The sequence below is a fragment of the Streptomyces sp. NPDC033136 genome (assembly GCF_055578235.1).
Window position 1 is genome coordinate 44,900 of record NZ_JBVIPD010000034.1, and the last position, 17,289, is coordinate 62,188.

General features: G+C 69.2%; 17 protein-coding genes and 3 pseudogenes. 9 read left to right on the forward strand and 11 right to left on the reverse strand.

The genetic code is table 11. The features are described from left to right. Positions 1-67: 67 nt before the first annotated feature. The 3 genes and pseudogenes from ACZ5TL_RS37100 to ACZ5TL_RS37110 all read left to right on the forward strand — a co-directional run. The gene (locus ACZ5TL_RS37100; protein WP_468595199.1) at positions 68-874 is read left to right on the forward strand and encodes a TioE family transcriptional regulator; all 807 of its coding nucleotides are present in this window, start codon (positions 68-70) and stop codon (positions 872-874) included. Positions 875-932: 58 nt separating this feature from the next. Beyond that, positions 933-1,385 carry a nucleoside deaminase gene (locus ACZ5TL_RS37105; protein WP_468595200.1) on the forward strand — a complete coding sequence of 151 codons (453 nt, stop codon included), beginning with the start codon at positions 933-935 and terminating at the stop codon, positions 1,383-1,385. A 135-nt stretch (positions 1,386-1,520) separates the two neighbouring features. After that, positions 1,521-1,787 (forward strand): annotated as a pseudogene (locus tag ACZ5TL_RS37110) (condensation domain-containing protein); the annotation flags it as partial. Between the two features lie 181 nt (positions 1,788-1,968). Here the strand turns inward: ACZ5TL_RS37110 and ACZ5TL_RS37115 are convergent. From ACZ5TL_RS37115 to hemL, 9 genes are all read right to left on the reverse strand, one after another. Continuing rightward, positions 1,969-2,472 carry a hypothetical protein gene (locus tag ACZ5TL_RS37115; protein WP_468595201.1) on the reverse strand — a complete coding sequence of 168 codons (504 nt, stop codon included), beginning with the start codon at positions 2,470-2,472 and terminating at the stop codon, positions 1,969-1,971. Further along, complete coding sequence (locus ACZ5TL_RS37120) at positions 2,462-2,671, reverse strand: hypothetical protein (RefSeq protein WP_468595202.1); 210 nt, start codon at positions 2,669-2,671, stop codon at positions 2,462-2,464. Before ACZ5TL_RS37120 ends, ACZ5TL_RS37115 begins: the two co-directional genes overlap by 11 nt. Before the next feature lie 252 nt (positions 2,672-2,923). After that, positions 2,924-4,003: a c-type cytochrome biogenesis protein CcsB gene (gene ccsB, locus ACZ5TL_RS37125; RefSeq protein ID WP_468595203.1), complete on the reverse strand. Its 1,080-nt coding sequence runs from the start codon at positions 4,001-4,003 to the stop codon at positions 2,924-2,926. Beyond that, positions 4,000-5,754 carry a cytochrome c biogenesis protein ResB gene (resB, locus tag ACZ5TL_RS37130; protein ID WP_468595204.1) on the reverse strand — a complete coding sequence of 585 codons (1,755 nt, stop codon included), beginning with the start codon at positions 5,752-5,754 and terminating at the stop codon, positions 4,000-4,002. Before resB ends, ccsB begins: the two co-directional genes overlap by 4 nt. A 3-nt stretch (positions 5,755-5,757) precedes the next feature. After that, positions 5,758-6,531, reverse strand: a complete 774-nt coding sequence (locus ACZ5TL_RS37135) for a cytochrome c biogenesis CcdA family protein (RefSeq protein WP_468595205.1) — start codon at positions 6,529-6,531, stop codon at positions 5,758-5,760. A 1-nt stretch (position 6,532) separates the two neighbouring features. Next, positions 6,533-7,162 (reverse strand): TlpA family protein disulfide reductase, encoded by a 630-nt coding sequence (locus tag ACZ5TL_RS37140; RefSeq protein ID WP_468595206.1) that lies wholly within the window; start codon positions 7,160-7,162, stop codon positions 6,533-6,535. Positions 7,163-7,228: 66 nt separating this feature from the next. Next, the gene (locus ACZ5TL_RS37145; RefSeq protein WP_468595207.1) at positions 7,229-8,521 is read right to left on the reverse strand and encodes a polysaccharide deacetylase family protein; all 1,293 of its coding nucleotides are present in this window, start codon (positions 8,519-8,521) and stop codon (positions 7,229-7,231) included. A 238-nt stretch (positions 8,522-8,759) separates the two neighbouring features. Further along, the gene (locus tag ACZ5TL_RS37150) at positions 8,760-9,407 is read right to left on the reverse strand and encodes a histidine phosphatase family protein (RefSeq protein WP_468595212.1); all 648 of its coding nucleotides are present in this window, start codon (positions 9,405-9,407) and stop codon (positions 8,760-8,762) included. 86 nt (positions 9,408-9,493) lie between these two features. Continuing rightward, entirely contained in the window at positions 9,494-10,810 is a 1,317-nt protein-coding gene (gene hemL / locus ACZ5TL_RS37155; RefSeq protein ID WP_468595208.1) for a glutamate-1-semialdehyde 2,1-aminomutase, read from the reverse strand. A gap of 199 nt (positions 10,811-11,009) precedes the next feature. Between hemL and ACZ5TL_RS37160 the strand changes: the two genes are divergently transcribed. Both ACZ5TL_RS37160 and ACZ5TL_RS37165 read left to right on the forward strand, forming a co-directional pair. Beyond that, positions 11,010-11,327, forward strand: a complete 318-nt coding sequence (locus ACZ5TL_RS37160) for a hypothetical protein (RefSeq protein ID WP_468595209.1) — start codon at positions 11,010-11,012, stop codon at positions 11,325-11,327. Next, positions 11,318-11,755, forward strand: coding sequence for a hypothetical protein (locus ACZ5TL_RS37165; protein WP_301983146.1), 438 nt, complete (start codon positions 11,318-11,320; stop codon positions 11,753-11,755). Before ACZ5TL_RS37160 ends, ACZ5TL_RS37165 begins: the two co-directional genes overlap by 10 nt. A gap of 67 nt (positions 11,756-11,822) precedes the next feature. On the opposite strand, the pseudogene ACZ5TL_RS37170 reads toward ACZ5TL_RS37165, so the two are convergent. Then, a pseudogene (locus ACZ5TL_RS37170) lies at positions 11,823-13,176 on the reverse strand (tyrosine-type recombinase/integrase). A 1-nt stretch (position 13,177) separates the two neighbouring features. Continuing rightward, complete coding sequence (locus ACZ5TL_RS37175; RefSeq protein ID WP_399169234.1) at positions 13,178-13,381, reverse strand: hypothetical protein; 204 nt, start codon at positions 13,379-13,381, stop codon at positions 13,178-13,180. A gap of 477 nt (positions 13,382-13,858) precedes the next feature. Between ACZ5TL_RS37175 and ACZ5TL_RS37180 the strand changes: the two genes are divergently transcribed. The 4 genes and pseudogenes from ACZ5TL_RS37180 to ACZ5TL_RS37195 form a co-directional block, all read left to right on the forward strand. After that, entirely contained in the window at positions 13,859-14,080 is a 222-nt protein-coding gene (locus ACZ5TL_RS37180; RefSeq protein WP_240103720.1) for a helix-turn-helix transcriptional regulator, read from the forward strand. Positions 14,081-14,615: 535 nt separating this feature from the next. Next, positions 14,616-15,782 (forward strand): DUF3631 domain-containing protein, encoded by a 1,167-nt coding sequence (locus ACZ5TL_RS37185; RefSeq protein ID WP_399169235.1) that lies wholly within the window; start codon positions 14,616-14,618, stop codon positions 15,780-15,782. A 228-nt stretch (positions 15,783-16,010) separates the two neighbouring features. Further along, positions 16,011-16,577, forward strand: coding sequence for a MobC family plasmid mobilization relaxosome protein (locus ACZ5TL_RS37190; protein WP_149830143.1), 567 nt, complete (start codon positions 16,011-16,013; stop codon positions 16,575-16,577). A gap of 4 nt (positions 16,578-16,581) precedes the next feature. Next, positions 16,582-17,289 (forward strand): annotated as a pseudogene (locus tag ACZ5TL_RS37195) (hypothetical protein); the annotation flags it as partial.

Here is a 17,289-nt window from a genome sequence, read left to right on the forward strand (position 1 = left end):
ATTGAAGTGCGGTGTTGAGACTTTGAAGGCAGCCGCTCCGGCTGGTACTGCCGTAAGCTTCAAATCGATGACAGATGAACGGCGTCTCCGGCCCGTCGACCTCGCCCGGCTGGCCGGTGTCTCGACGCAGCAGATCCGCAATTACGAGGACGCCGGTGTGCTGCCCCCGGCCGCGCGGACCGCGTCCGGCTACCGCGTCTTCGGGGCGGCGCACCGTGGCGCGCTGGTGGCGTACCGGGCCCTGATGCGGGGGTACGGGCCGGTCGCGGCGACGGGGGTCATGCGGACGCTGCACGGCGGGGACGTCCCGGGCGCGCTCGCGCTGGTCGACGCGGCGCATGCGGCGCTGCACGAGGAGCGGGTGTCGCTGCGGGCGGCGAGCGAGGCCCTGGAACTGCTGGCGGCCGAACCGCCCGCTCCCCTGCCCCGCTCCGGCGGGCTGCGCATCGGGGAGGTGGCCGTACTGCTGGGCGTACGGACGTCCGCGCTGAGGGTGTGGGAGGGTGCCGGGCTGCTGACGCCGGGGCGCGAGCGCGGCACGGGGTACCGGGTGTACGAGCCCGCCGATGTGCGGGACGCCCGGCTGGTGCACACCCTGCGCCGCAGTCACTATCTGTTCGACCAGATCCGACCGGTGCTGGAGGGGCTGCGGCGGGAGGGCAGCAGCGACGCGCTGCGGGCGGCGGTCGCGGCGCGCGGCGAGGCGCTGACGGCGCGGAGCAGGGCCATGATCGGGGGCGCGGCAGCCCTGAACGCCTACCTGGAGCTCGGCGCGGCCGGGACGACGACAGGAGCGACAGCAGGTGGGCCGGGACCGCAAGCCGAAGCCACAGCCACAACCACAGCCAGTACCACAGCCGAAGTCGGAGGATGAGGGTGAGGATGAGGGTGAGGAAACCTCTCATCCTCCAGCCGCAGATCGGAGTGCCCCCATGGACCGCAACCAGGCACGTGCCTGGCTCGCCACCGCCGTGGCGGAGGCCCGGAGCGGGCTCGCCGAGGGCGGGATCCCGATCGGTGCCGCCCTCTACGGCGCGGACGGAACCCTCCTGGGCCGAGGGCACAACCGGCGCGTCCAGGACGGCGACCCCAGCCTGCACGCGGAGACGGCGGCCTTCCGCGCGGCGGGGCGGCAGCGGTCGTACCGGGGCACGACGATGGTGACGACCCTGTCCCCCTGCTGGTACTGCTCCGGTCTGGTCCGGCAGTTCGGCATCTCCCGGGTGGTGATCGGCGAGGCGGTCACCTTCCACGGCGGGCACGACTGGCTCGCCGAACACGGGGTGGAGATCGTGTTGTTGGACGACGAGGAGTGCGCCGCTCTGATGCGCCGGTTCATCGCGGCCCACCCTGCGCTCTGGAACGAGGACATCGGCGTCAGCTGAGCACCCTGGTCAGGGCTCGTATCGCCGTTCGAGATGCCATCCGTTCCATTGAAATGTGGCGACACCCGGTGTGGGCGGTGGCCGGCTCGGCATTCCCTTGATCGGGTCTGTCCCATCTGTGAGCGGAGACGCCCTGTGCGAATGACCGACATCCAGCGCTGCGAGGTGCGGCCTGGACGACTCGTCGAATGGACGCTCAGTCCGGCGACCGTCGCGACGGCGAAGGCCCTGCCGGAGGACTCCAGGCCGCCCGCCCAGTTCCAGGAGTCGCACCTGCGGACGGCCCGGTCCGTGCGCGAGGACGGCCTGTTCGTACCGACCTGGATCGGCGCGGCCTTCGACCTCCCCGGCCGGGCCGACCTGGACGCGCTGGGCGAGGCGCTGCGCGGCTGGACACTGCGGGCAGCGGCGTGGGGCGTCGAGAGCCTCATCGGAACTGGTCGTCAAAGCCCCTTGAGGTACTCCTCGACCACATCCGGGTTGCGTCTCATGGCCGCGAGCAGCTGGCCACGCCGATAGCGGTTGCGTCCCTCTTCAACGCGCTTCTCCCAGCCCTCCCGGCCGTCGGCCAGCCGCTCCGTGATCAGGAACTCGATGACGTCCTCGATGCAGGGCCGGAAGCGCCTGCCCCCGACGGGGAGGTGCAGTTTGTCCAGCGAGCGCTTCTGGTCCTGTTGAGCGCCTCCAGCGCCGGCGACGTGCCGTACACCTGCACGTGCGCGCTCGTGTACCTGTCCTTCTCCCGTTCGTAGTCCCAGTGCAGCAGGCAGGTCTCCAGGGCCTCGTCGGCGAAGATCCCGCAGTACGACGAATGCACGGTCAGGAAGTCGGCCTCGTCGTCCAGGCGCACCTGGAACGACAGGTTCATCCAGGACCGCGGCTTCTTGTGGTCGACGCGGAGCGGGAACGCCGTCGGTTGGGTGGGATTGGCGGCAGACAGGCCATGCCCGAGAGTGAAGACAGGACCGGCCGCGGAACGCGGGCGCAGCACGGCGGCTATGCGCACATGCTGGCTCACGGTCCCGTTGAGGGTCTCCTGTAACTCCTTGGCGAACTTGTAGGCCTGCTTGGACAGATCAGAGATCAACCGTGCCGCCGATGGACACCCACAGCGCATGGGCCTGCGACGAGGAGAAGTCCCCCTTCTCGGCCTGCTCCCGGAGCTCGGCATAGGTCAGCCCGAGCTCGTCCAGGGCTCGCTGCGCGGCATCCTGGTAATCGGCGTCGGACACGATGATCACGATGTCGTCCTCGTGATCCGTAAGGGCCCGCTCGTCAATGGTCACACTCATCGTCTACCCCCCAGACGGTCGTGGCGTGCTGCGTGACGAACACAGCATCGCGTATTCAGCCGCTCGCCGACAGTTACCTACCCCGGATGGCTGAACTTCTACCAGGATGCCGACGGGCAGCCGTAAACCCGTCCCTCCCTCATCACGTACCACGCCGGGATGAAGTTCAGCTGAACACCCGCGCACCGAAGCGGCGTTAGACGCGCGGGAGTCTCGGGGGTCTCTGCAGCTCGGGAGTCTCGGGGGTCAAACGCCTGCGTACGAGTGCTTGCCGGAGACGAAGATGTTCACGCCGTAGTAGTTGAACAGCCAGCAGCCGAAGGCGATGAGGGCCAGGTAGGCGGCCTTGCGGCCCTTCCAGCCGACCGTGGCGCGGGCGTGGAGGTAGCAGGCGTAGGCGACCCAGGTGATGAAGGACCAGGTCTCCTTCGGGTCCCAGCCCCAGTAGCGGCCCCAGGCGTCACCGGCCCAGATGGCGCCCGCGATGATCGTGAACGTCCAGAGCGGGAAGACGGCCGCGTTGACGCGGTAGGAGAACTTGTCGAGGGAGGCGGCGGAGGGCAGCCGCTCCAGGACCGAGGTCGCGAAGGTGCCGGGCTTGCCGCCGCTCGCCAGCTTGTTCTCGTAGGAGTCCTTGAAGAGGTACAGGATCGTGCCGACCGCGCCCACGTAGAAGACCGCGCCGCAGAAGATCGCCGTGGAGACGTGGATGTACAGCCAGTACGAGTGCAGCGCCGGGACCAGCTGGTCGCTGGCGGTGTACAGGACCGTGACGGCCAGGCCCAGGTCGAGCAGGACCGAGGTGATGAGGAACAGGCCGAGCCAGCGCACGTTCTTCTTCAGCGCCAGCAGCCCGAGGTACACACCCACCGCGACCGTGGAGAACGTGATGTTGAACTCGTACATGTTGCCCCACGGCGCCCGTTCCACCGAGGCCGCGCGGGCGATGACGCCGCCCAGCTCGATCAGGAAGGCGAGCACGGTGAGGGACACGGCGACCCGGCCGTACAGGTCGCCCTGCGCGTCCCCGCCGTGCGCCCCGGGCCCGTCCGGCACGTCCCGCTGACCGGCCGCGGCCCGCACGGTGACCTTCGGCCGCTCCAGGACGGCGGTGCCTCCGGTCGTGTTCACCGTGACGGCCGGGGCCTTCTTCGCCTCCGTCGTCGCGGTGAGCGCGGCGGCGGTCCGGGCGACCTTGCTGCGGCTGCCGAAGAGCCATTCGGCGATGTACGCGAAGAAGGCCAGGGTGTAGACGGCCATCGCGGAGTAGATCAGCACATTGCTGATCTCCGCGAGGTTTTCGTTGGTGGCGGCGGCGAGAGTCACTTCTCAGCCCCTTCGGCAGGTACGGGGGTTTCGGTACCCGGCTCCTGGTGGGGGTCGGGGTCGAGGTCGGGGGAATCTGCGGGGTCGTCGGGCCCGGGTACGCCCGGGGCCTGCTCGTAGAGGATCCCGGCGAGGTCCCCCAGCTCCTCGGGGACCTTGGCGGACTCGCTGCGGCCGAGGCCGGCCATCTCCACGACGGTGACGCCATCGGCGCCCTCGACCGCGCGCACCCAGACGCGGCGGCGCTGGATGAACAGGGAGGCGGCGAGACCGCCGATGGCGGCGAGGGCCCCGGCGAGGGCCCACCTGCCGCCGGGCTCCTGGACGATCTGGAAGCCGGCCCACTCCTTGATGTCCTTGCCGAAGGTGACCGTGCCGGCGCCGTTCGGGAGCGTCATGGTCTCGCCGGGCCGCAGCAGCTTCTTGAACAGCTTGCCCTCGGAGTCCTTGAACTCCTTCATGTTGCTCTTGTCCATCTGGTACACGCTCTGCGGGATGCCCGAGTCGGCCCCCAGGTCGCCGTGGTAGGCGGACAGCGCGAGCACCGGGGAGTCCAGCGCGGGAAACTGCGACAGCATCGTGCCGCTGGCGGAGCCGCCGAACGTCGGCACGAAGAACGCGTTGAAGCCCAGCTGCTCCTTCTTGCCCTCGGTGTTGCGGTAGCCGTCGAGGACCTTGACGACACCGGAGGAGGTGACGTTGGCGTCCAGCGGCAGCAGCGGCACGGCGTCGTCGAAGACCACGTTGCCCTTGCCGTCGCGGACGGTGATGACGGGGGCGTAGCCGTGGCTGACGAGGTAGACCTTGGAGTCGCCGATCTCCAGCGGGTGGTTGACCTTGACGGTGGCGTTCTCGTCCTTGCCGTAGGCGCCGGAGCTGTAGGTGAGGTCGGTCCGGTAGACGCGCGGCGTGCCCTTGTTGGGGCCGGTGCGCTCATAGGTGCCGGTGAAGTCCTTCACGTTGAAGCTGAAGGGCACCAGGTCGTCGGAGGTGAAGAGGCTGCCGGACTTGAAGTCGTCGTACTGGGTCAGGGTGTTGGAGAAGCCGTCACCCTCGACGATCAGTTTGTTGCCCTCGGACTTGTACAGCTGGCCCCAGGCGAAGGCGATCAGCATCACGATGAGGGCGATGTGGAAGGCGAGGTTGCCCAGCTCGCGCAGGTAGCCCTTCTCGGCGGCGACGGCGTCACCGGTGAGGTGGGTGCGGAAGCGGCGCTTCTTCAGCAGGGCCAGGGCGGCCTGGTGGACCTCCTCGGGCCGGGCCGTGGTGCGCCACGTGGTGTGGGCGGGCAGCCGGGTCAGCCGCCTGGGCGCGCCGGGCGGCAGGCCGCGCAGCTGGCCCACGAACTGCCAGGTGCGGGGCACGATGCAGCCGATGAGGGAGACGAACAGCAGGATGTAGATCGCGGAGAACCACACCGAGCTGTAGACGTGGAACAGCCCCAGCTTGTCGTAGAGGTCCGCGAGGGTGGGGTTCGCCTCGCGGAAGTCGGCGACCTTCGTCTCGTCCTGGCCGGTCTGCGGGATCAGCGAGCCGGGGATCGCGCCGAGGGAGAGCAGCAGGAGCAGCAGCAGCGCGACGCGCATGGAGGTCAGCTGCCGCCAGAACCAGCGGGCCCAGCCGACGACGCCCAGGGCGGGCAGGTGGGGCGTCTCCTCCGTGGGGGCGGTGGACAGCTGGGAGCCGGCGGCGCCCAGCTCCCGGTCCTCGGCGGCGGACGGGGCCGGGTCGGAGGCGGTGGTCTTGCTCATCGATCAGATCCCCACAGTGAAGCCGTCGGACCAGACCTGCATCTCCTGCACGATGCGGTCCCACGCGCCGGTCAGCAGCAGCAGACCGGTCACGATCATCATGGTGCCGCCGACCCGCATCACCCAGACGTAGTGGCGCTTGAACCAGCCGAAGGCTCCGAGGGCCTTGCGGAAGGCGACCGCGGCGAGCACGAACGGCAGGCCCAGGCCCAGACAGTACGCGATGGTCAGGACGGCGCCGCGGCCCGCGCTGCCCTGGTCGGAGGAGAGTGCCAGCACGGAGGCGAGGGTGGGGCCGATGCAGGGCGTCCAGCCGATGCCGAACAGCGCGCCGAGCATGGGTGCGCCGGCCAGCCCGGCCACGGGCCGCCGGTGGACTCGGAACTCCCGCTGGGTGAACCAGGGCATCAGGCCCATGAAGAAGACGCCCATGAGGATCATGAGCGTGCCGAGCACCTTGGACAGCACGTCCCGGTGCTCCTGGAGCGTCTGCCCGAAGAAGCCGAAGAAGGCCCCGCCGGAGACGAACACGGCGGTGAAGCCCAGCACGAACAGGGAGGCCCCGGCGACCATCCGGCCCCGCCGCGCCTCGGCCAGGTCGGTGCCGCTGACGCCGGTGACGTAGGAGAGGTAGCCGGGGACCAAGGGCAGGACGCACGGCGAGAAGAATGAGACCAGGCCGCCGAGCAGGGCGAGGGGCAGGGCCACCAGCAGCGCGCCGTTGAGGACGGTCTGGTTGGGGTCGGTGGCGGCGGCGAGCGTGGTGATGGCGCTCAAGTCACTTCTCCGCGACGACCGGCTTGAGCATCTTCAGCAGCCGTTCCTCGCTGAGGGCGGACAGCGAGCGGGCCGCGATCTTCCCGTCCCGGTCGAGGATGAGCGTGGAGGGGATCGCCTGCGGGTTGAGCGTGCCCTTCTTGAAGCGCAGCAGCAGCTTGCCGGTCGGGTCGTAGAGGCTGGGGTAGGTGATGCCCCAGTCCTTCTCGAAGGCCAGGGCCGCGCCGGTGGAGGTGTCCCGGGTGTTGATGCCGACGAACTGCACGCCCTTGCCGGCGTACGCCTTGGAGACCTTCGCGAAGTACTTGGCCTCGGCGCGGCAGGGGTTGCACCAGGACCCCCACACGTTGAGGACGACGACCTTGCCCTTGTAGTCGGCGACATCGAGCGTCTTGCCGGCGATGGTCTCGCCGGACAGGTCGGGTGCCGGGGTGCGCTTCCCCTCGGCGACCGTGGAGATGCCGTCGGTGCCGGTGACGAAGTTGGTGTTGCCGCCCCCGCCGGAGGTGCCGCCGGAGCCGCACGCGGAGACGAGCAGCGCGGTCGCGGCGAGACCGGCGGTCAGCGCTGCGTTACGGCGGACACGGCGGGCGCGGTTCGAGCGCAGGGGGGCACGGCTGGCGGCACTCATGTGAAAAGTTTCGCATGCCCGTTCTGGGACTCTCGCCCACCCCCCTTGCGGGCGGAAAACCGCATTTCAGGCGGCGTTCTGCGAGGCATCTCCGCTGGGCGTGGACGTCTGGCCCGTGAAATCCCGCCAGCCACCGGCCGGCTGCTGTCCGACCCCGAGCGTACGGAGCTTGCCGAGCACCTCGGGCTTCTGCACGTCGAGCCAGTCGGTGAACTGCCGGAAGGAGACGAGACGCACATCCCCGCCCTTCTCCTTCTCCCGCGCGATGTGCGTGATGGCCTCCTCGACGGCGTCCATGTAGATGCCGCCGTTCCACTGCTCGAAGTGGTTGCCGATGAAGAGCGGTGCCCGGTTTGTCTCGTATGCTCGCTTGAATCCCTGGATGTACGCCTGGGCCGACTGTTGCCGCCAGCCCGGGTAGTTGTGCGCCGGGGCCTTCGTGGAGTTGAGGGACTGGTTGGCGAGCATGTTGTAGTCCATCGACAGGACCTCGAAGCCACGTCCGGGGAAAGGTATCTGCTGCAGGGGCAGGTCCCATATGCCCTGGCGCTTGCGCGGCCAGACCTGGAGGCCGCCGGGCGAGGAGGCGTCGTAGCGCCAGCCCAGCTCGCGGGCGGTGGGCAGCAGGTTGTCCTGGCCGAGCAGGCAGGGCGTACGGCCGCCGACGAGTTCCTTGTCGTAGTCGAACGGCAGCGCGGGCAGGTCGGTCCAGCCGCCGTTGGTGCGCCACTCCTTCACGAAGGACTTCGCCTGGTCGATCTCGCTGCGCCACTGCCGGGGCGTCCAGTTCTTGACCGAGCCGTGGGACTCGCCGCAGAAGTGCCCGTTGAAGTGGGTGCCGATCTCGTGGCCCTCCAGCCAGGCGCGGCGGACGTTCTTCAGGGTGTCCTTGATGTGCGCGTCGGTGAGGTAGCCGATGTCGGAGGCGCCGCGCGGGTTGTTCGGCGGGTCGTAGAGGCGCTTCTTCGACTCGGGCAGCAGGTACAGCCCGGACAGGAAGAAGGTCATGCTCGCGCCGTGCTCCTTGGCGAGGTCCAGGAAGCGCGGGAAGAGGCCGTTGCCGACCTCGCCGGCGCCGTCCCAGGAGAACACGACGAACTGCGGCGGGGTCTGGCCCGGCTCCAGCGGCTCGGGCTTCGCGGGCTGGTGGGGCTGCTTGCCGGTGTAGGCGGTGGAACCGTCGCCGATGGGCCGGGCGGCGGGCTTCGGCTTCGCACCGCCCTTCGCGGAGTCGTCGCCGGAACCACCGGCGTGGCTGGAATCGTCCGCCCCGGTGAGGCCACCGCATCCGGCGAGCGAGACGGCGGCCGCGGCACCCGCGCCGATTCCGAGCATTCCCCTGCGGGAGTAAGGGCGCATAGCATCCCCGATTCGTCGCGTTCTCTGGTGGTCACCCAGTAAGAGGTCGTGACGGACGGGGAGGTTCCGCTGATACTTGCAGATTCTGTAACGGAAGAGACGCAAGTGATCAGAAGAGGGCGAACAGAAAGCATTCACCCCCTGCCGAACGCCCCGTGCGTCCTGTGCGTCCTATGCGTCCTATGCGTCCTATGCGTCCTATGCGTCTGCCGAACGCTCCGGTCGCGATCGGGCGCGCCTACGCGCCGAAGGCCTTGGTCTGCCCCTTCCCCGGCTTCGCGCCCGCGAGGAGATGCGCCGGGACGAGGTCGCGGGCCGGCTCGGAGTAGCCGACCGAGACGATGCGGTCGCCCTGGTACGTGAAGGTCGTCAGGGAGGCGAGGGTGCACTGGCGCTTGCGCGGGTCGTGCCAGAGCCGGCGGCGCTCGACGTACGAGCGGACGATCCAGATGGGCAGCTGGTGGCTGACCACGACCGCCTCGTGCCCCCTGGCCCGGTCCTTCGCCGCGCCCAGCGCGCTCATCATGCGCACGACCTGGTCGACGTACGGCTCGCCCCAGGACGGCCGGAACGGGTTGACCAGGTGCTTCCAGTTGCCCGGCTTGCGCAGCGCCCCGTCCCCGACGCCGAACGTCTTCCCCTGGAAGATGTTCTCGGCCTCGATCAGCCGCTCATCCGTCGCGAGATCCAGCCCGTGCGCCTTGGCGATCGGCTCGGCCGTCTCCTGCGCCCGCTCCAGCGGCGAGGCGACGACGTACGTCACATCGCGCCCCGCCAGGTGCTCGGCGACCCGGTCGGCCATGCGGCGGCCCAGGTCGGAGAGGTGGTAGCCGGGGAGCCGCCCGTAGAGGATGCCGTCCGGGTTGGCGACCTCGCCGTGCCGCATGACGTGGACGACGGTGAGGTCGCCGTTCGTCTCGCGGTTCGTCCCGTCGTGCGTCTCGCGGTTCGTCTGGTTGTGCGTCTCGCCGCTCATGCCGTCGCCTCCGCTGCCGCGCGGGCCGCCGCCGGGAGGGCGTCGGCGATCCGCTGCACGGCCCGTTCGTCGTGCGCGGTGGAGACGAACCAGGACTCGAAGGACGACGGCGGCAGGTAGACGCCGGCTCCGAGCAGCGAGTGGAAGAACGCGGTGAAGCGGAAGGACTCCTGCGCCTTGGCGTCCTCGTAGTTCCGCACGGGCCGGTCGGTGAAGAACACGGAGAACATGTTGGAGGCGCTCTGCAGCCGGTGCGCGACGCCCTCCTTGGTCAGGGCCTCGGTGACGAGCCCCTGGATCTCGCGCGACACGGCGTTGACCCTGTCGTAGGCGGCGTCATCGAGGAGCCGCAGCTGGGCGAGCCCGGCCGCGGTGGCGACGGGGTTCCCGGAGAGGGTGCCTGCCTGGTACACGGGCCCGGCCGGGGCGAGGTGCGCCATCACGTCCGCCCGGCCGCCGAAGGCCGCCGCGGGGAAGCCGCCGCCCATGACCTTGCCGAACGTCATCAGGTCGGGGACCACGCCGTCGACCCCGAACCACCCGGCGCGGCTGGTCCGGAAGCCGGTCATGACCTCGTCGGAGATGTAGAGGGCGCCGTTCTCGGCGCAGGCGTCCTTGAGTCCCTGGTTGAACCCGTCGGCGGGCGGCACGACGCCCATGTTGCCCGGGGAGGCCTCGGTGATCACGCAGGCGATCTCGCCGGGGTGGGCCCGGAAGGCCTCGTGTACGGCGTCGAGGTCGTTGTACGGCAGGACGATCGTGTCGCCGGCCTGGGCGCCGGTGACACCCGGGGTGTCGGGCAGCGCGAAGGTGGCGACGCCGCTGCCGGCCGCGGCGAGCAGCGAGTCGACGTGCCCGTGGTAGCACCCGGCGAACTTGATCACCTTGGTGCGCCGCGTGAACCCGCGCGCGAGCCGGATGGCGGACATGGTCGCCTCCGTACCACTGGACACGAGCCGCACCTGCTCCAGCGGCCCGACCCGGGCGACCATCTCCTCGGCGAGCGCGACCTCACCCTCACCGGGCGTACCGAAGGACGTACCGCGGGCGACGGCGTCCTGCACGGCGGCGATGACCTCGGGGTGCGCGTGCCCAAGGATCATGGGCCCCCAGGAGCACACGAGATCGACGTACTCCCGTCCGTCCGCGTCGGTCAGATACGGGCCGGTGCCGGACACCATGAACCGCGGCGTGCCGCCGACGGCTCGGAAGGCCCGCACCGGTGAGTTCACGCCACCGGGCGTGACGGCCGCCGCGCGGTCGAAAAGAGCCTGCGAGGCCGGTGCTTCGTACGGATATGCGAGTTCGCTCATGACCTGCGACTTCTCCGACCTTCTCCGACGTAGTCGGGCTCCGGGTGCCAGTGACCTGTTCAGGGTAGGCCAGGGGGGTGGACACGAGGCTCGTGGGACAACCCGGTTCCGAGGCCGCCGGTGTCTGCGAGACTGGTCCCTGATACACACAGCTCACGCGGCCGGGCGTGGTCAGAGGCTGCGGAGATCCTGCGGGCAGATGTTTCAGCGCACGTTTCGGCGGGCGGCCGTGGGGGAGGTCACTGACACGATGATCGGGTTGCGCGGCGGGGGCGACGCGTTCTGGAAAAGCAGTCGGGTGGAGATATGCATCGCGGTGGCGGACTGGGCGAGGGGACCGATGACCTGGGTCCTCGACGTGCCCGGCGGGGAAGGCACCGACGCGAAGCGGAGGACACTCAGGAGACACGTCAGGCTCAGCAACCGCCGGGTGAACCGGAGCGGCTCGTCGGACGTACTGAACGCCGAGTGGACGATCTTCGGGCGGGGAGCAGGAATGGTGGTCGGGTGGGGGTGACGTACAAGTACTTCGGCGCACCCGACGGCGCGACCGCGGCCCGTGTCCCGATCTCGATGCGCCCCGAGGAGCTCGGCGGCGACGAGCTCGGTATGAACGGCATGTTCACCAAGATCAAGCCGGAGACCATGGCGGCGATGGTCCTCACGGGCATCGAGGGCGTCCCCCTGTACAAGGTCCCGCCCCTGGAACTGGTCGTCCTCCACCCCGACTACGCGGTGGTCAAACTCCCCATGACGGTCGTCGACCCCCTGCGCGGCATCGGCGAGGAAGCAGTGGGCGCGGCGGCCTTCATCTGGTCGACGGTCCCGGACCGGGGCGGGCCCCGGGATGCGTTCAACGTCTACCAACTGCTGCACGAGTGGCAGGACTTCAGCCATCGGTTGCATGAGGCGGGGCATCAGCCGTATTGCCTTGTGTGGCCGTGACCTGGGGTTTCTTGCGGATCGGGCGGGGTCTTCGGGCCTCGCCCTTTTTGGTGCCGGGGAGGGGCCGTCAGGCGGCCAGGGCACATTGAGGGCACATTGATTTTACTGGGGGCACTGATGCGCCCTGGGCGACGGGTGGGTCGCCGTTGTCTTCCGCCTCGGCTCCCGTCCCCGCTTCCGTTTCCGTTTCCGTGAAGGCGTCGTCGATCGCCTTGCGGGTGCGGGTCTCGCTGGATGGCAGTAGGTGCGTGTACGTCCGCAGCGTGAAGCCCGGGTCCGAGTGACCGAGGTATTCGGAGAGCGCCTTGATGCTCTCCCCCGCGTCCAGGAGTACGGAGGCGGGCGTGCCGGAGGGCGTGCATACCGTCTTCCGGGGCCGCCTGGAGGTAGCGCGCTCCGCGCTCGCGCGGAGGGATCACGCCGGCGGCGGCCAGGGCGAGTTTCCAGGCACCCATGTTGAAGACGCTGCGGTTGTAGGCCCGGCTCTTCTCGTCCACGAAGAGGAGACGGAAGGTCTTCGGTTCGCCGTCCGGCTTGGCCCAGGGCAGCGTGACGGCGACGGGCGGGAACTCCTTCATGTGGGCCCTGACGGTGGCGGCGAGTTGGGCCGGCAGGGGCACTGACCGGATCTTGTTGCCCTTGGGCAGGGCGAAGACAGGCTTCGTACCGACCAGCCGCACCTGGCGGTTGACGTGGATCCAGCGGCCCTTGAAGTCGATGTCGTCGACTGCGAAGCCGAACACCTCGCCCTGCCGCAGGCCGCAGCCGAAGGCGAGCTTGCCGCCTGCCTGGAAGCGTTTCGGGAGTCCGGCGACGACCGCACGTACGCGTTCCAACGACCAGGGGATGATCTTCTTCTTGGTCGCCGTCGGCAGCTTGACCGACTTCGACTTGCAGGGGTTCTTCGGCAGCAGCCCGTCCTCCACGGCCATGCCGAGGATGCTGGAGAGGATGTCGAAGATGCCCTCGATCGTCGACACTTCCAGTTCCGCGTCCTGGAGCGTGCGGATCCAACCCTGAATGATCGAGGGCTGGTTGAGGGACCGCAGCTCGCGCCGACCGAGGTGCTCCACGATGTGGTTGCGGACGGTCGCCTCGTAGCGGAGCGCGGTCGTGGGGCCGACGGAGTTCGCGTCGAGCCACTTCTGCGCGTAGGCGCCGAGTGTCTGCTTCGTCTCGGCCGGGACGACGTAGGAGCCGCGCCGGATCTCGACGTCGACCTCGGCGGCACGGTTGTCCGCTTCGGCCTTCGTGTGGAAGTTCTCCTTGCGCTGGCGGCCGTCCAGGTCGCGGTAACGGACCTGCCAGCGCTTGCCGATGCCGTGATCGGCGGTAGGGACTATCCGCTTCGTACGGCTCTTGTGTTCGCCGCACTCGGCCTCGGTGGGCTTGGGGTGGGACTTGTGCCAGCGGTCGTACACGTCAGCCAAGAAGGGCCTCCTGGATGAGGTTAGGGGACTGGGCTGTGGCGTAGGGCGCGGCGATGTGCGTCAGCCACGGGAGCAGCAGGGCTGCGGGAGGGGTCGCGAGCTGGTGCTGGGGCAGGCTGCGCACGAGGCGTAGGTGCTCGATGGCGCGGGCCGTGTGGAGGCCGGCGGGGCCTATTTCGACAGGTCGGTTGGACATGACAAATAGCTGTAACTTGCAGTCGGCCGCCATGGCAAGAGTTAGTTCTTAAACTCTCCAAAAGTCGCCCGGAGGCGAAGTGGTGTTCGTCTCGTCGAATTCAGGCACATCACGAGCCGTTTCGCTGGGGAGGTTGTGCTACCTTCCCGCCGCGTCAAAGAAGCGGGCGATTTGAGCGGCTATCGGATGGCATATCCGCTGGACTGGCCACGCCACTTCTCAGCACTGGACACCGCCTCTGAACTGCTGAGGTACCGGATTCCGGCACTTCAGTCGGCTGCTTCTCCGCAGAAAATTTCGGCTTCCAGGGGAGCGATTTCGGCAACCGGGGATCTGCCCTTACTGTTTTGGTCTTCCCCGGCGACACCGAGGGAAGTAGCCGGGAGTTTCAGAATTCACCCTGGACGCTTCCCAAGTGGTGTGGCTGTGTTGCCCACGCCTGCCATCCAAAACCCTGATTCCTATACGGAGACCTCATTGCCGAACCACTCCCCGCGCCTTGCCGGCGCCGAGCGTGACCAGCTCGCCACTCCCGCCGACGTGGCTGCGTACCTCGGGGTACCGGTGAAGACCCTCTACCAGTGGAAGTACCGGGGCATCGGCCCCAGCGTCCACAAGGTCGGCCGTCACCTGCGCTACCGCTGGCGGGAGGTGGACGCGTGGCTGGATGCCCAGACGTCGTACGACCTCACGGCCTGACCCCGCGTCTGGCGCGGACAACGAAGCGGCCCCCGGCGCGACAACGCCGAGGGCCGAAGACTTCCCAACTGATCGCCCATCCCTGAACGAATGAGCTGGTGAGGGGTGGGACCTTGCCCGTCCTGCCTCTCACCGGAGAGGAACGCCTATGGAGGACTCTACGTCCCCCAGCTCCACGAACGCCTCCCCGACTGACTGGCCCACTCCCGCGGTCCCCGGCGAAGGCATCCCCTGGCGCCGCAGGGATCAGGTGGACACACGGTCCCCGGCGTCGGGGACCGTCGAGCACTCGGCGGATGTGGAGGCACACGGGGACCGTCCCCAGCCGTCTGCTGATGCCGCTGGTGGGGACCGTGATCACGGTCCCCACCAGGCGCTGGGGACCGACAACCCCGTGGCGGGAACCGCCCAGCAGGAGGGGACCGGTCCCGTCGACGCACGGGGACCGGATCACGGGACCCGCTCCCGGCCTCCTCGGGGACCGGCAGACCCTGGGGAACGGGGTTCCGGTGAGGGTGCGGAACTGCTGGATGAGGTGCGGGCGGCGATCGGCAAGTACGTCGTGCTGCCCAGTGACGAGGCGCTGACAGCGGTCACCCTGTGGGTGGCGGCCACGCACATCCAGACCGTTCTGCAGCACGCGCCGCGTCTGGCGGTCGTAGGCCCGACGAAGGGCTGCGGCAAGTCCCGTGTTCTGGACGTGCTTCACGAGACCGTCCACCAGCCGATCATGACGGTGAACATGTCCACGGCGGTGCTCTTCCGCATCATCGGCAAGAACCCGCGCACGATCCTCGTGGACGAGGCCGACGCCATCTTCAGCAAGGCCGGCGACAACGAGGAACTGCGCGGCCTGCTGAACGCCGGACACCAGCGCAACCGGCCCGCCTGGCGCATCTCCGGTCCGGAGCACAAGCCGACCCCGTATCCGACCTTCGCCATGGCCGCGCTGGCCTCGATCGGTGACCTGCCCGACACGATCACGGACCGGGCGGTCGTGCTCCGCATGCAAAAGCGCAAGCCGGGCGAGAAGGTGACCCCGTTCCGCTCGCGCTACGCCACACCGGAGCTGAACGCGGTGCGGGACAAACTGGCCGCCTGGCTGGGCCCGCTGCGCGGCACGGCCAGCCGCATGGCGCCAACGATGCCTGTCGAGGACCGGGCGGCGGACACCTGGGAACCGCTGGTCATCATCGCCGACCTGGCCGGCGGCCACTGGCCCGCCAGTGCTCGTGCGGCCTGTGGGGCGATGACCCGGTTCGAGGCTGTCCAGGACGAGCAGACCAACCTGAAGACGCGGCTGCTACGAGACATCCACCGCGTATTCGAGGCACACGGCAACCCCGAGGCCCTGTCCAGCCAGGATCTGGTCGCCGCCCTGCTCCAGGACCCCGACGCCCCCTGGGCTGAGCACGGCACCAAGGGGCTCAACGCCTACTACCTGGTCAGAATGTTGCGGGACTTCGATATCCGTCCGGCCAACTACCGGTTCGACAAGGGCAGGCAGGCCAAGGGGTACGCCCGTAACAGGTTCCTCGACAGCTGGGCCCGACACTGCCCCGACCTCGCCGAGACGGCGCCTGCCCCCACCCACGACGCCACGCCCGCGCGCCCGGCCCAGGGCAAGCCGCCCGCCGCCCCGGCGGGCTCGCTGCCCATCGGCCCGCCCGGCAGCCCCGCCGGCCCCAAACGCGCCCGCTGACCCGCCTCCCCTGGGGCCGTATCTCGGCGTCGCATCCGTCCCCGCGCAGGTCAGCGCGGGGACGGATGCTCTCGCCGGGACGGACTTCTCCGTACCTGACCGAGTGTCCGTACCTGTCCTGACCAGGCATGGGACGGATGCGACACACGTGACACACCTCCCTCCCCTCGCCACCGGAGTACCCCCATGCACGAACAGCACCACGAACTCCCCACAGCTCAGCAGCAGATGCACACCACCTCAGCCTCAGACAGCGCAGCAAGTTGTCGGGTAAGGAGTCCTTACCCGGCCTCCGCCCCAGAGGGGGCGGAGGCATCCGGCGCCGAGGGAGCACCGGAGTCGGCTGGCCCGGGGGAGCCGACCGATACGGGAGCCACCACACCATCGCCGCACACCGCACAGACGCCCACGACGCGACGCCGCCTGCGTCAGCCGCGCCTGCGCGAACACCGCGTCCACCCCCGTTACAGCGACAGCGAGTTCGCCGAAGTCGAGCACGCCGCCGCACTCAGCCGCATGAAACCCGGTGGCTACGTCGCCGAGGCATCGCTCGCCGCCGCCCGCGCCGAGGATCCCACGGCAGCGGTCGCCGACTATCGCGCCATGGTTCAGGTGCTGATGGCCGCCAACAGGCAGCTCGCCGGCATCGGCAACAACCTCAACCAGCTCACCTGGCACCTCAACAAGGACGGCACCTGGCCCCAGCCCGACACCGTCCACCGGCTCCTCGATCGCGTCGAGGCGTCGATTGCCGAGCTGGACACTGCCATCGCCCAGGTCACCGAGGGTCGGTGAGCCGGTGATACCGAAGATCATCACCGGCAAGGGCAGTACCCGCCGCCTGATCGCCTACCTCTTCGGCAAAGGCACCGCCAACGAGCACATTGATCCGCACCTTGTCGCCTCCTGGAACGCCTTCGCCCCAGACCCCGGCCGCAGCCCGCACCGTGACCCCAAAGAGGTGGAAAAGCAGCTCCACACACAGCTCGACCAGCCGGTGGCCATGCTCGGCCGCCGGGCTCCGAAGACCACGGTGTGGCACTGCCCGGTCCGTGCCGCCCGCGAGGACCCGATCCTGTCCGATGCCCAATGGGCGGAGATCGCCCGCCGGATCGTGGCTGCCGCCGGTATCGCCCCCGCCGGAGACACCGACGCCTGCCGCTGGGTCGCCGTACGGCACGCCGACGACCACATCCACATCGCAGCCACCCTCGTCCGCCAGGACGGCCGCCGCCCCCGCCGCGACCACGACATCCGCGCCGTCCAACGGCGATCTGGAAGGACCCGGTACCGCACGGGGACGGCGCCGGACTGGCAATGCTGCTGGACGTGGCGCTCACCGCGGTCGCCTACGCGATGCATTGGCACCGCACCCGCCAGCACGCCCAACAGCAGGCGGCAGCCGAACAGACTGAACCGCCCCGGGTTTGATGGAGACATCGAAGACCCGGAAGGATGCCGATCATGGCTGCTCCCCGTAAGTACCCCGACGAACTGCGCGAGCGTG

Excerpts from the sequence above, each read along its gene's own strand:
- ACZ5TL_RS37100 (WP_468595199.1), top strand. The coding sequence starts at position 68 with ATGACAGATGAACGGCGTCTCCGGCCCGTCGACCTCGCCCGGCTGGCC.
- resB (WP_468595204.1), bottom strand. The coding sequence starts at position 5,754 with ATGAGCAAGACCACCGCCTCCGACCCGGCCCCGTCCGCCGCCGAGGAC.
- ACZ5TL_RS37145 (WP_468595207.1), bottom strand. The coding sequence starts at position 8,521 with ATGCGCCCTTACTCCCGCAGGGGAATGCTCGGAATCGGCGCGGGTGCC.
- hemL (WP_468595208.1), bottom strand. The coding sequence starts at position 10,810 with ATGAGCGAACTCGCATATCCGTACGAAGCACCGGCCTCGCAGGCTCTT.
- ACZ5TL_RS37175 (WP_399169234.1), bottom strand. The coding sequence starts at position 13,381 with ATGTCCAACCGACCTGTCGAAATAGGCCCCGCCGGCCTCCACACGGCC.
- ACZ5TL_RS37190 (WP_149830143.1), top strand. The coding sequence starts at position 16,011 with ATGCACACCACCTCAGCCTCAGACAGCGCAGCAAGTTGTCGGGTAAGG.
- ACZ5TL_RS37140 (WP_468595206.1), bottom strand. The coding sequence starts at position 7,162 with ATGAGTGCCGCCAGCCGTGCCCCCCTGCGCTCGAACCGCGCCCGCCGT.
- ACZ5TL_RS37105 (WP_468595200.1), top strand. The coding sequence starts at position 933 with ATGGACCGCAACCAGGCACGTGCCTGGCTCGCCACCGCCGTGGCGGAG.
- ACZ5TL_RS37160 (WP_468595209.1), top strand. The coding sequence starts at position 11,010 with ATGTTTCAGCGCACGTTTCGGCGGGCGGCCGTGGGGGAGGTCACTGAC.
- ACZ5TL_RS37150 (WP_468595212.1), bottom strand. The coding sequence starts at position 9,407 with ATGCGGCACGGCGAGGTCGCCAACCCGGACGGCATCCTCTACGGGCGG.